This is a genomic window from Tamilnaduibacter salinus (assembly GCF_003096655.1).
Taxonomy (GTDB): Bacteria; Pseudomonadota; Gammaproteobacteria; order Pseudomonadales; family Oleiphilaceae; genus Tamilnaduibacter; species Tamilnaduibacter salinus.
On record NZ_QEKQ01000004.1, the window covers coordinates 37,569 to 50,528 of the forward strand.

At 61.7% G+C, this 12,960-nt stretch carries 11 protein-coding genes; 5 read left to right on the forward strand and 6 right to left on the reverse strand.

Annotated elements, in window-relative coordinates:
• Positions 1–16: 16 nt before the first annotated feature.
• Complete coding sequence (locus C8D92_RS07025; protein ID WP_158222400.1) at positions 17–628, reverse strand: CAP domain-containing protein; 612 nt, start codon at positions 626–628, stop codon at positions 17–19.
• 213 nt (positions 629–841) lie between these two features.
• Here C8D92_RS07025 and C8D92_RS07030 point away from each other — a divergent pair, with 213 nt between their 5' ends.
• Together C8D92_RS07030 and C8D92_RS07035 are read left to right on the forward strand one after the other, a co-directional pair.
• On the forward strand, positions 842–1,651 hold the full coding sequence (locus C8D92_RS07030; RefSeq protein WP_116918882.1) for a PhzF family phenazine biosynthesis protein: 810 nt from the start codon (positions 842–844) through the stop codon (positions 1,649–1,651).
• 88 nt (positions 1,652–1,739) lie between these two features.
• Complete coding sequence (locus C8D92_RS07035; RefSeq protein ID WP_095611992.1) at positions 1,740–2,168, forward strand: hotdog fold thioesterase; 429 nt, start codon at positions 1,740–1,742, stop codon at positions 2,166–2,168.
• Between the two features lie 471 nt (positions 2,169–2,639).
• Here the strand turns inward: C8D92_RS07035 and metE are convergent, their stop codons facing one another.
• Positions 2,640–4,910: a 5-methyltetrahydropteroyltriglutamate--homocysteine S-methyltransferase gene (metE, locus tag C8D92_RS07040; RefSeq protein WP_116918883.1), complete on the reverse strand. Its 2,271-nt coding sequence runs from the start codon at positions 4,908–4,910 to the stop codon at positions 2,640–2,642.
• A 110-nt stretch (positions 4,911–5,020) separates the two neighbouring features.
• On the opposite strand from metE, the gene C8D92_RS07045 reads away from it, so the two are divergent.
• The 3 genes from C8D92_RS07045 (at position 5,021) to C8D92_RS07055 (ending at position 9,166) form a co-directional block, all read left to right on the forward strand.
• Positions 5,021–5,911 carry a LysR family transcriptional regulator gene (locus C8D92_RS07045; RefSeq protein ID WP_116918884.1) on the forward strand — a complete coding sequence of 297 codons (891 nt, stop codon included), beginning with the start codon at positions 5,021–5,023 and terminating at the stop codon, positions 5,909–5,911.
• A 129-nt stretch (positions 5,912–6,040) separates the two neighbouring features.
• On the forward strand, positions 6,041–7,810 hold the full coding sequence (locus tag C8D92_RS15935) for a PAS domain S-box protein (RefSeq protein ID WP_116918885.1): 1,770 nt from the start codon (positions 6,041–6,043) through the stop codon (positions 7,808–7,810).
• Between the two features lie 45 nt (positions 7,811–7,855).
• Positions 7,856–9,166, forward strand: coding sequence for a DUF2252 domain-containing protein (locus C8D92_RS07055; protein WP_243402394.1), 1,311 nt, complete (start codon positions 7,856–7,858; stop codon positions 9,164–9,166).
• A 1-nt stretch (position 9,167) separates the two neighbouring features.
• On the opposite strand, the gene C8D92_RS07060 is transcribed toward C8D92_RS07055, so the two are convergent.
• Genes C8D92_RS07060 through osmF form a run of 4 tightly spaced genes read right to left on the reverse strand, consistent with a single transcriptional unit; the run spans position 9,168 to position 12,929 of the window.
• A complete protein-coding gene (locus C8D92_RS07060) occupies positions 9,168–9,890 on the reverse strand; it encodes an ABC transporter permease (protein WP_116918887.1) in 723 nt (240 codons plus the stop codon).
• The gene (locus C8D92_RS07065) at positions 9,883–10,827 is read right to left on the reverse strand and encodes an ABC transporter ATP-binding protein (RefSeq protein WP_095611987.1); all 945 of its coding nucleotides are present in this window, start codon (positions 10,825–10,827) and stop codon (positions 9,883–9,885) included. Before C8D92_RS07065 ends, C8D92_RS07060 begins: the two co-directional genes overlap by 8 nt.
• Positions 10,824–12,002, reverse strand: a complete 1,179-nt coding sequence (locus tag C8D92_RS07070; RefSeq protein WP_243402395.1) for an ABC transporter permease — start codon at positions 12,000–12,002, stop codon at positions 10,824–10,826. The genes C8D92_RS07065 and C8D92_RS07070 overlap by 4 nt, the downstream gene beginning before the upstream one ends.
• 3 nt (positions 12,003–12,005) lie before the next feature.
• Positions 12,006–12,929: a glycine betaine ABC transporter substrate-binding protein OsmF gene (gene osmF, locus C8D92_RS07075; RefSeq protein ID WP_409456184.1), complete on the reverse strand. Its 924-nt coding sequence runs from the start codon at positions 12,927–12,929 to the stop codon at positions 12,006–12,008.
• Positions 12,930–12,960 lie beyond the last annotated feature (31 nt).

Sequence of the window (12,960 nt, forward strand, 5' to 3'; positions counted from 1 at the left end):
CGGTCGCGCCCTTCGGCTATGCGCCCCCCAGAACCTGGGTCCAGTAATTGTCATAATCAGTCTGTTTGCCGTCCACCCGTTTGACGGCCATATCGTCAAAATCAGGATTCATCAGGTTCTTGCAGTGACCTGTGCTTTCCCCCCAGGCCTTAACCATTGCCTGTGGATCGCTGAACCCGGCCGCAATGTTCTCCCCGAGCAGGGACCACTGGTAGTCTGTCTGTTCGCTGACTCGTTGCGCGACTTTCAGGCCATCGGACCCCGTATGGCTGAAGAAATTGTTGCTTGCCATATCGTTGGAATGACGGTCCGCTGCGGGTTGAAGTGCGCAGCTGTAGGAAACAGCCGGTGCCGAGTTGAAGGACTTGTCGCCGCAGGACTGTGGCTGCGATCGGAATTCGTTGACCGCTTTCAGCACCCGGGCCTGTTGCCTGGAGATTTCGCACCCATCCACAACCACCGTCGTGGTTTTGTCGGTGCCTGTGTCATCGCTGGACTGATCCGATGCCACCGCCTCTGACGGTGCTTCTTCTGGGGCGTTTGCGTCGCCTCCGCCCCCACCCCCGCAGGCAGTGAGGGCCAGCGCGCTCAGGGCTGTGATCAAACGCTGTTTTGTCGGTGTCATCATATTGGCTCCATTGTCGATGTCGCCATAATGACGAGTAACCGGCACAAAAAACGTAAAAACCTCGTCAAAATACAATCGGTAACCGTTCGTGATGGAACGCAACACGGCTCGGGATCGCTGACCGTCTGCCATTGGGGGGGACGCTAGGAAATTGATCAGCACGTCCCCAGGAGTCGTTACAATTGCTGGGTGCTCAATGACGATGGAGGTTCTATGCCAACGGTTCGCCTTTACCAGGTGGATGCTTTTTCCGCGCAACTGTTCTCTGGCAACCCCGCCGCCGTTGTTCCTCTCGAAGGCTGGCTGGACGATGCCGTCCTGCAGGCCATAGCGGCGGAAAATAATGTGTCGGAAACGGCCTTTCTTGTGCCTTCGAGCGTTCGTGATGCCGATTTCGAGTTGCGGTGGATGACACCGGCGGCGGAGGTGCCGCTCTGCGGTCATGCGACCCTCGCCACGGCGTGGGTGCTGTTCAACCGGCTGGGCTGGGAGGCGGATCAGGTGCGTTTCCACTCCCGGAGCGGCCCATTGGGCGTGACGCGCCGGGCCGATGGCTGGCTCGAGATGGATTTCCCCAATCTGGGCTTCGAGTCGGTCGAGACGCCTGATCTCATCCGGGAGGCTTTCGGTGTGGTGCCTGACCGGGCTTTTTTCGTTCCCAATGACACCAACTACATGCTGGTGCTCGATAGTGAGGCGGATGTGCGTCAAGCGGATCCGGACCTGCGGTCCCTCAAGGCGCTTGGCAATCAGGGAGTGATCGTGACTGCGCCCGGCGACGAGGCGGATTTTGTCAGCCGGTACTTTGCCCCTGGCGTCGACGTGGATGAAGACCCGGTGACGGGCTCCATTCACAGTGTGCTGACCCCCTACTGGGCGGAACGCCTGGGCAAGTCGGCACTCGATGCGCGTCAGTTGTCGTCTCGCGGTGGCCGTCTGCAGTGTGAACTGCGCGGTGATCGGGTCGCCATTGCCGGGCAGTGCGCGTTTTACATGGCCGGAGAGATTGCGTTACCGGACTGAATGGTGCTGATGTCGTGACTGCGGTTAGACTGCGGCCTGGTTTGCATCCTCATCAGGAGGGTGTGTTGTTGCATGAGAGGAAAAGGCAATGAGCGCAATCTGGAGCCGACGCCCGGACCTGGCGGGTATGGTCGAACACAGCCGCAATACCGCGGTGGAAGCCATGGGTATCGAATACACGGAAGTGGGGGATGACTTCGTCCGCGGGCGGATGCCGGTTGATCACCGCACGCATCAGCCGTTTGGCATTCTCCACGGTGGCGCGTCGGTCCTGCTGGCGGAAACGCTGGGCAGCATGGCCGCCAACCACTGCCTGCGCAGCGAGAATCAGGTGGCCGTCGGGCTGGACATCAACGCCAACCACTTGCGGTCGGTCACCTCCGGCTGGGTCACCGGTACCGCCCGCCCCATCCACCTGGGCAGCAGCACCCAGGTGTGGGAGATCATCATCGAGAACGAGCAGGGCAAAAAGACCTGTATTTCGCGGCTGACGATGGCGGTGGTGGATCGGCGGTAACGATCGGGTTTGCCGCGGAAAAACGCGGAACGACGCGGAATAGGGCTGCGGGATAACTGTAGGAGCTTGCTTGCAAGCGACCTATGTCGCTAGTGTCTCGTCTGGTTAATTCGCTGACTTACTGCGTGCCCCTGACGGTTCTGGGCAAGGCGTCAGCTCGCAGGCGGGGTCACTCCCCGTCAAGGGCTGACAACGCCGCTCCAGAGCCGTCAGCGGCGCGCCCTTCGGGAGCCCCTGAAAGGTCTGATAGCCGCGTTGCGCTGACTCGATTTGGAACCACCAAACCGTCGCCATCGCGCCTTGCTCTCAGACCTTTCAATGGCTCAGTAAGTCAGCGAATTAACCAGACGAGACACTAGAGCCCCACGAATACCTCCGAAGAGGTCGCGAGCAAGCTCGCTCCTACAGTGAGTCAGCCACGTCCGAAGGACGGCGTCCGTGCTTTCCGTGTTTTTCCGTGGCGATAAACGATCACTGATTCTGTCGAAGCTGCTTTGCCGCGTTGACCATGTTCGCCAGCGCGGGCCGGACTTCCTCCCACTGCCGCGTTTTCAGGCCGCAATCCGGGTTGATCCAGAGCCGTTCGCGGGGAATCCGTTCGGCTGCCTTCGCCATCAGCTCGACGATGTGACCCTCGCTCGGCGTGTTGGGCGAGTGGATGTCGTAGACACCGGGGCCGATCTCGTTCGGGTACTGGAAGTGGTCGAAGGCATCCAGCAGCTCCATGTCCGAGCGGGACGTCTCGATGGTGATCACGTCCGCGTCCATGTCGGCGATGGACTCGATGATGTCGTTGAACTCCGAATAGCACATGTGGGTGTGGATCTGTGTCTCGTCCTGAACGCCGTTGGCCGCGATCCGGAACGCGGTGACCGCCCAGTCCAGATAGGTCTGCCAGTCCGACCGGCGCAGGGGCAGGCCTTCGCGCAGAGCCGCCTCGTCGATCTGGATGATCCGCACACCGGCCTTCTCCAGATCCAGCACCTCTTCACGGATCGCCAGGGCGATCTGGTAGCAGGTGTCGCTTCGTGGCTGGTCGTCCCGGACGAAGGACCAGTTCAGGATGGTCACCGGCCCGGTCAGCATGCCCTTGAGCGGTTGCCGGGTCAGCGACTGGGCGTAGCGGATCCAGTCGACCGTCATCGCCCGCGGGCGAGTGATGTCACCGTAGAGGATCGGTGGTTTGACGCAGCGTGAGCCGTAGGACTGGACCCAGCCGAACTGGCTGAAGGCGTAGCCGTCCAGCTGTTCGCCGAAGTACTCCACCATATCGTTACGCTCGGCCTCGCCATGGACCAGCACGTCCAGGCCCAACTTCTCCTGTTCGGTCACCGCGTAGGCAATGTTCTCACGCATCAGGTTCAGGTAGGTGCCCTCGTTCAGCTCCCCCTTGCGGAACTTCAGACGCGTCTGGCGGATGTCCTTCGTCTGCGGGAAAGAGCCGATGGTGGTGGTCGGGTAGTCTGGCAGTTTCAGGAATGCGGACTGCTTCTTCGCGCGCTCGGCGTATGGGCTCTGGCGCTGACCCAGTGCCGGCGTGATGTTGGCCACGGCATCGCGGACGCTCGGTTGCCGGACCCGGTCGGACTGGCGGCGACTGTCGATTGCCTGCGCATTCTCGGCCAGTTCGGTCCCGACACTTTCGCGGCCCTCATTCAGCGCCCGCGCCAGTACCCGCAGCTCCTCCAGCTTCTGCAGTGCGAAGGACAGCCAGGAACGGATCTCCGGGTCCAGTTTCCTCTCATTGGTGACATCCACCGGCACATGCAGCAGCGAGCAGGATGGCGCCAGCCAGAGACGGTCACCGAGCCGGTGGTGAAGCGGTTCCAGCCAGTCCAGACGGTCGCCGAGATCCGCTTTCCAGATGTTACGACCGTCCACGACCCCGAGCGACAGCACCCGGTCGTCCGGCAGCCGGGCGATGGCGTCGTCCGCCTCGACACGACTCTGGGTGGTGTCCAGGTGCAGGCCGGCAACCGGCAGCTCACAGGCCAGTGGCAGGTTGTCTCCGAGGCGCCCGAAGTAGGTGGTGAGCAGCAGTCGGGCGGTGGACTGCCCCAGTGTGGCGTAGGCGGTGCGCAGCGCGTCCTGCCAGCGCTCGTCCAGATCGGTGACCAGCACCGGCTCGTCAATCTGGACCCAGTCGGCTCCGGCGGCAACCAGCTGATCCAGCAGTGCCGAGTACGCCGGCAGCAGCCGTTCCAGAAGCTGCAGTGGGTCGGAGTCGTCTTTGGCCTTGCCCAGCGAGAGGTACGTGACCGGACCGATGATCACCGGTTTAGCGCGGACCGACGCGGCCTTGGCTTCTTCCAGCTGCGTCAGCAGTCGTTCCGGGTTCAATTCGAAGTCCGTATCGGCCGTGAACTCCGGCACGATGTAGTGGTAATTGGTGTCGAACCACTTGGTCATTTCCCCGGCCGCCACCCCGTTGCTGTCGCCAGCTGACCGCCCCCGGGCCACCCGGAAGTAGGTGTCGAGCTCGGACCCACCGAGACGGGCGGCCCGCTGCGGAACATGGCCGAGGGTCATGCTCATGTCGAGCACCTGGTCGTAGAGCGAGAAGTCGCCCACCGGAACGCGATCGAGAACCGACTGCTGACGCCAGTGCCGCTGGCGCAGCTCGCGCCCGGTGGTCAGCAGGCTCTCGGCCGCTTCCAGGCCTTTCCAGAAGTTTTCCAGGCTGAACTTGAGCTCGCGCTTCGCGCCAATGCGCGGGAAGCCAAGGTTGTGCGTGATGGTCATGGTGGGTGTCTCCTGACAGTGAAAAAGCGACTGAAAGGATACGAGTGACGAACCCATGATATAAAATGGTATTATTTCAATAAATCATGAAAAAATGTCATGGAGTCGTCATGATTGAACGTCATCATCTGACCCTGATTCGTGAAGTGGACCGTCAGGGGTCGTTGACCGCGGCTGCCGACACGCTGTGCCTTTCCCAGTCGGCCCTGAGTCATACTGTCCGCCGGCTGGAAGAGCAGATGGGCACGCCGGTCTGGCGCCGGGAAGGCCGTCGCCTGATTCCCACTCAGGCCGGTCGCTACCTGCTGTCGCTGGCCGAGCGGCTGTTGCCGCAACTGGCCCATGCGGAGGATGTCATCGAACAGATTGCCCGGGGGCAGCGCGGGACGCTGCGTATTGGCATGGAATGCCACCCCTGCTATCAGTGGTTATTGAAAGTGGTGGACCCCTATCTCGCCATCTGGCCGGGTGTGGATGTGGATGTGCGGCAGCGGTTCCAGTTTGGTGGACTCGGGGCATTGCTGGGCCATGAGATTGATGTGCTGGTCACACCGGACCCGGTCCGCAGGCCCGGACTGTGCTACGAGCCGGTGTTCGATTACGAGCAGGTGCTGGTGGTGAGCAACGACCATCGCCTGGCGCAGCGCGACTGGGTGACGCCCCGGGACGTGGCGGAGGAAACGCTGATCACCTATCCCGTTGCGATGGAGCGGCTGGACGTTTACAGCCAGTTCCTCATGCCCGCGCAGCGACTACCGCGCCGGCACAAGACCATTGAGACCACGGACATCATGCTGCAGATGGTGGCGGCGGGTCGTGGCGTGGCGGCGCTGCCGCGCTGGCTGGTTAATGAATACGCCGACCGTATGGCGATTGCTCCCCTGAGTCTCGGTTCAACGGGTATTCAAAAGCAGATTTATCTGGGGGTGCGCGAGAGGGATGCGGAGGTCGACTACCTGAAAGGATTTCTGGCGTTGTGCAAGAGCGGTGGCACCCAGTAGTCATCACCATTCCCTGAACGGACGCTACGCAAGAGCAGTCGAATCGGCTACCTTTTTTACAGGTCGTCGAATTTCACCATTGCGGGGGGACTGAGTTTGTTATTCGGGTTGGGGCGAAGTAATCAACAGATGCAGGCATTGGAGCAGGCGCTGGATGCGGTTGTCACAATCGACGATCAAAACCGCGTCACCTTCTTTAACGGCGCCGCAGAGCGGCTTTGGGGCTACCGACGAGAGGAAGTGCTTGGCCAGAATGTCAAGATGTTGGTGCCTGCCGAACACCGCAGCGCCCATGACGAGTACATCAATCACAATCGCCAGACCGGCGAGAACCGGATCGTCGGTACCAGTCGCGAGGTCGAGCTGGAGCGCAAGGACGGCGCTCGGGTGTGGGTGAGCCTGGCGCTGACCAAAGTGTTGGTTGGCAACAAGCACTACTACACGGCCTTCGTTCGGGATATTCGAGAAGAGCGTGAAAGCCGTCAGGTGATCAATCAGACGCTTGAGCAGGCACTGGATGCGGTGATCACGATTGACGAAAACAACGAAATTATCTTCGCGAACGCGTCGGCGGAGGAGCTCTGGGGGTATTCCCGGGACGAAATGCTGGGTGAAAACGTTAAGATGTTGGTGCCGCCTGACATCCGGGACGAGCATGATGAGCTTGTCGATCGAAATCGCCGTACTGGCGAGGACAAGATTGTTGGGACCACCCGCGAGGTTCCGATCCATCGGCGTGATGGCGATCGGCGCTGGGCCTCCCTTGCTCTATCGAAGATCGAGCTGGCGGACCGTATTCTTTACACCGCGTTCCTCAAGGATGTGACGGAGGCGGTGGAGCGCCGGGAAGAGTTTGAGATGCTCTCGATGGTGGCTGATGAGACCGACAATGCGGTGATCATCACCAACCCAGGCGGTCGTGTCGAGTATGTGAACCAGGGTTTCGTTAAGCTGACGAAATACACACTGGACGATGTTCGAGGCAAAAAACCAGGGGAGGTACTGCAGGGCGAACATACGGATCCCGAAACAGTGGAGAGGATACGGGCCACGCTCAAGGCTCGGGAGCCGTTTTATGATGAGATTCTGAACTACGACCGAGACGGGCAGCCCTACTGGGTCTCTCTGGCGATCAACCCCGTATTCGATGACCAGAACCGCCTGACCCACTTCATATCCATCCAGGCCAATGTCACAGACACCAAAGAGCGCGCTCTGGAGTATTCGAAGCGCTTCGAGGCTGTCAGTACCAGTAACGCGGTCGCGGAATGGTCCGTTGGCGGTGATTTGCTCAGTATCAATGAGTATTTTGCGGAAAGCTTCTCACTGGAACGGGTTGGCGACAGTGATTCATTGGGCCTGAACCTGCGGACAGTGATTGGTGCTGAGGCGTTTGACCGGGTTAAATCCGGTCAGCAGGTTCAGGGGGCATACCAGTTAAAGAGTCATCACAACGGGGCGCGCTGGTTTGATCTGACGGTATGTCCCATCAGCGACTTTTCCGGAGAGGTTCGGTACATCGTCACGTACGGCATCGATATCAGTGACCGGGCTGAGGCCGCGCAAGTCGCCGATCGTGAGATGGAGCGAGTGCAGAGTTCCAGCGATGAGATTCAGTCCATTATCAGAGTCATTGACGATATATCCGACCAGACCAATCTTCTCGCGTTGAACGCCGCGATTGAGGCCGCACGGGCCGGCGAGGCGGGGCGAGGGTTTGCCGTCGTGGCGGATGAAGTGCGTCAGTTGGCAAGAAAGTCCTCCGAGTCGGCCTCGGAGATCCAGCGTCTGGTTCGCGAAACCAATAGCCGTGTGGAAAAACTGGCAGATGCCCTGAGGGCACTCATTGTCGAAGAAAGTGATCACTCTGAGTCTGATATGGATCGTCATGGCGAGTAAGGACGGGGTATCGTGTTTACTCACACCGCCACAAAGGAGGGCGTCTTGAAAGACCTCACACTGCACAACCGTCGTCATCAGCTCCTCGCACAGATTCGTGAGGCGAATGCGGACCTGGACGACGTGGCCCGCGCCCGCAAGTACGCGGCCATGGCCGAGTCCCCGTATCGTTTTTTTCGGGGTACCAGTCACCTGTTCTGGGCGGATCTCTACCGGGACTGGCGTTTTGCGTTCTACGGCGGGGTGCCGGGTACCCAGACCTGGATTCAGGGCGACGCCCATGTCTACAACTTCGGCGCCTTCGCCAACCATGAGGGCGAGGTGATTTTCGGGCTGGACGACTTCGACGATGGCATTGTCAGCGATTATCAGTATGACCTCTGGCGCCTGGCGGTGAGCATGGTGCTGGATGCCCGTGAGAACGATCAGCTGGATGCCGACGCCATCGACGAGGGGTTGGCGGAGATGGTGTCCGCCTACCGCAAGACCGCCACGCACTATCAGCCGGACGATCCTGACCGGGAAGTGCACTTCACCGCCGGAACGACCGGCAAACCCCTGCGACCGTTTCTGGAAAAGGTAGGCAGCAAGAAAACCCGGTCGAAAATGCTGGGTAAGTGGACCCGGCTCCAGAAAAACGGCCGTCGCGTTTTCGATACGGAGCATCACAAGCTCAAGCGCCTGTCTCCCCAGCAGCGCAAAGCATTCATGACGGCGTTCGAGGCCTATCGTCAAAGGATTGTCGACGCCGAAGCCGCACCGGATGACACCAGCTTTTTCAAGGTCAAAGACGTGGTGCGGCGGATCAAGGCGGGCACCGGGTCGCTGGGCACGCCTCGCTACTACGTGTTGATTGAAGGGGACCACGAGGGCCAGAACGACGACGTGATACTCGACGTCAAACGCCAGGACGGGCCGGCGGCACTGGCTGCCATGACGGCGGAGGAACGCGCGGCGTATGACAGTGTGTTCGAGCATGAAGGCCAGCGCCACGCGGAGGCGTTCCATGCGATGGCCGAACACCCCGATCGGTATCTGGGGTGGCTGCTGCTGGACGACGGGGCCTATTCGGTTCGCGAGCGTTCCCCGTTCAAGAAAGACTTCCCGACCGACAGCCTCGACAAGCCCAAGCGGTACCGCAAGATGGCTGCCACCTGGGGGCACATTCTTGCCACCGAGCACAAGCGTGCCAGCCGGGCGTTGAATCCGGACGTCCCTTTTCGTTTTGAAGACACGCTGGCCGAAGTGATTGGCAGCGACAAGAAGGGCTTTGTCCGGCTGACCACGACCATTGCCCGCCAGTACGCTGACTGCGTGACGCAGGATTATCAGTGGTTCTGCGACGCGGGTGAGTGAGTCAGGCGATGGCCCAACGGCGTTCTAGCGTTTCGAACAGACTGTCGGTAAACAACGCCAGCACCGCAATGAGAAGGGCGCCCTGTAGGACGTAGGCCGTATTGCCATTGACCAGTCCGGCGATCACCGGATCGCCCAGGGTCTGGGTGCCGACGGTCGAGCCGATGGCCGCCGTCGCCATATTGATGGTCATGGACGTGCGGATGCCGGCGAGAATCACCCGCTTCGACAACGGTAACTCGACCTGCAGGAGCAGCGCGGGTCGGGAGAGTCCCATGCCGGTGCCGGCTTCCTTCACGGCAGGGGCGACGCCATCGAGTCCGGTCAGTGTGTTCCGGAGAATCGGCAGCAACCCGTACAGCATCAGGGCGAGCAGTGTGGGGCCGTTGCCGAAACCGATCATGGGCACGGCCAGTGCCAGTACCGCGACGGGCGGGAATGTCTGGCCGATGGAGGCCAGGCGGCTGGCCAGTGGCAGAAAGTCGCGGCCGCCGGGTCGGGTGACGGCAATGCCGGCTCCGATGCCGACCAGGGCCGCTACCAGCGTGGCGCCGACGACCAGCATGGAATGATTCAACAACAGGGCCGCCAGACTCTCACGCTGATAGAGCACCGATTGGCGGTCGGGTTCGATCCAGGCCAGCAATGGCTCCAGTAGGGGCATGGCGAACGTCAGACCGGCCAGCAGGGCCAACCAGAGGGTGGGCGCCAGGGCATTACGCATTCCGATCGCCCCCGGCAAGCTGATCCCAGCGGACCACACCAATTGGTTCCCGGCGGTCGTCCATCACCGTCAGAGCGTGCGTGTCGTGCCACACCATCAGCGACAGAGCCTGTCGGACCGATTCGTCGTGGGGAATGGTGGTCATTGACGTCGAGACAGCGTCTTTCGTGGGTGTCATCACCGTCGATACCGGATACAGACTCGCCAGCTTCAGCCCTCGGTCCCCAGTGCCAAACAGCCGGTCGACAAACTCCGAGGCGGGTTCACGCAGCAGGGTCGACGGCGTGTCGTGCTGCAGAATCTGGCCCTGGTCCATGACCGCGATCCGGTCGCCGAGCTTGAGTGCCTCGTCGATGTCGTGGGTCACGAAGACGACGGTCTTACGAAGCGTCGACTGGATGCGCAGCATTTCGTTCTGAAGTGCTTCCCGTGTGATGGCATCCAGCGCGCCGAAGGGCTCATCCATCAGCAGGATCGGCGGGTCGGCAGCCAGCGACCGGGCGACCCCGACGCGCTGGGCCTGTCCTCCGGAGAGCTGGTGGGGATAACGCGCCGCCGTTGCTGGATCGAGATCGAACAGCTCCAGAAGCTCCCGGATACGCGTGTCGATGCGCTGCCGTGACCAGCCCAGCAACCGGGGCACCATGGCGATGTTGCGGGCCACCGTCCAGTGAGGAAACAAGCCAGTACCCTGAATGGCGTACCCCATACCGAGTCGCAGCTGGCGGGCATCGAACTGCTCGACGTCCTGATCGTCGATGCGGATCTGGCCACTGCTGCGGGGAATCAGACGATTTATGAGCCGCAGTGTGGTGGACTTGCCGCAACCGGAGCGACCAACAAGGACACAGAGTTCGCCGGTGTTGATGGTCAGGTTGATCCGATCCACGGCCCGGCTTTCGCCAAACTGGCAGGACAGATCCTGTAACTCAATCATCGGGTCGGCTCCTGTCCGGGAGGGGCGAGCCAGCGGGTCAGACCGCCGAAAACGGTATCGGCGATCAGCGCCAGAGCGATGGTCGGCAGGGCGCCGAGCATTACCAGATCCATCGCGGCCTGGCCGAGCCCCTGAAAGATGAAGGTCCCAAAGCCGCCAGCGCCGACCAGAGCGGCCACAGCGGTCAGGCCGATGGCCTGAATGGTGGTGATGCGAATGCCCTCCAGAACCACCGGCATCGCCAGCGGCAGGCGGACCTGAACAAAACGCTGCCAGCCGTTCATGCCCATGGCCTGGGCGGCGTCCAGCACGTCGCTGGCGACGCCGGTGAGCGCGACATGGGTGTTCCGGACCATGGGCAGGAGGCTGTAGGCCACCAGGGCAAGAAACGCCGGCGCCCAGCCGATGCCGCTGATACCGAATGCTTTGAGAGCGGGCACGGCGTCGACCAGCAGGCTCAATGGCGCAATCAGCAGGCCGAATAGCGCCAGGCTGGGTATGGTCTGAAGGAAACTGACGGTATTGAGCACCAGTGAACGCCATCGCGGACGGTGGAGTCCGCTGACCGCCAGCAGGAAGCCGATCAGCAGGCTGACCAGCACCGAGCCGATGGCGAGCAGCAGATGCGCTGACAGCGCCTCCATGAAGGGCCCCGGTCGTGCCTGGAATTCCCGGACCAGTGCCAGGGCATCCAGTCGACCCTGGCTGACGGCCAGGCCCCAGGCACCGAGGGTGATGACGAGGATAAGCGGCTGCCAGAGGCGCCGCCAGCGGGCATACTTCAGTGACTCGCCCAGCATCAGCACCAGCAGAAACAGCAGACACCAGAGCCCCGCGCCAATGCCTGCCCTGGCGTAGGGTCCGGCGTCCGCCATTTTCCGGGTGATGAAATGGTCCAACAGGAACGGGACGGACACGAGCAACGCCGTGAGAAGCACCGTGATGAACGCGTCCCGGGGCGCTGAGGGCAGCAGTGCCAGTAAGGCCACACCGGCCAGGCCCAGGCTGATTGCGAGCGCCAGACCGATACCGATGCCGTCTACCGGACCGTGGCCGGTACCGGGCATGATCCGGTTGGGTACGACGGTCCCTGTGTCCAGCCCCCAGAGTAATGCCAGCGCCAGCAGCGAGAGACTGAACAGAACCCGGTTGACCGGACGTCGACTGGACGGCACGGGTCAGTCAGCGGGCAGCGTTTCCAGGAAATCGGCGGCGACTGTCGCCGGCGGCGCCCCCTGCACAGCGACCTTGCCATTGAGCGTCTGGAGGGTCTCCAGATCCAGCGCCTTGAAGACCGGCGTCAACAGAGACCGGATCTGTGGATAGGCTTCGAGGGTGGTGCGACGAATGATCGGGGCCGGTTGATAGACAGGCTGAACCCCTTTCGTGTCCGCAAGAACCCGCAGGCCCATGGATTGAAGGCCGCCGTCGGTGCCGTAGGTCATGGCCCCATTGACGTCGTTGCTGTTCAGCGCGGCCGCACGCATGGTCGCCGCCGTGTTGCCCCCGGACAGGACCAGCAGCTGGCTTTCCGTCAGGTCAAACCCGTAGGCGGACTCGAACGCCGGTAGGGCGCTGGCGGATTCGACGAACTCCGCGCTGGCGGCGAACCGGAATCGACCGCCCTTGTTGAGGTAGCGGGCCAGATCCTCCAGCGTCTTCAGCCCCTGTTGTTGCGCCAGCTCCTGTCGAACGCTCATCGCCCAGGTGTTGTTGGCGTCGGCTGGCGTCAGCCAGGCAATGTCGTGCGCTTTCCGGTCGAGCTTGGCGGCCATTTCATAGGCGGTATCGGCGGATTGCCAGGTATCGCTGCCTGCCCGGTCATGGAAGAATGCGGCGTTGCCCGTGTATTCGGGGTAGATGTCGATCTCGCCGGCAATCAGCGCATTGCGTACGATGCTGGTGCCGCCGAGCTGCAAGCGGTTTTCCACGGGAATCCCTGCGTTCTCCAGACGCTGGAGAATCATCTGTCCGAGTACTGATCCCTCGGTATCAATCTTGGAGGAGACAACGACCGGCTCGCTGGCCTGGCTGGCAGTCAGCGGGAGCAGGGTCAGCAGCAGTGTCTGGACGACGCGGCGCAAAGTGGTGGCAATCACGATGTTGGTTCCTTTGTCGTGGTTGGGGACCTCC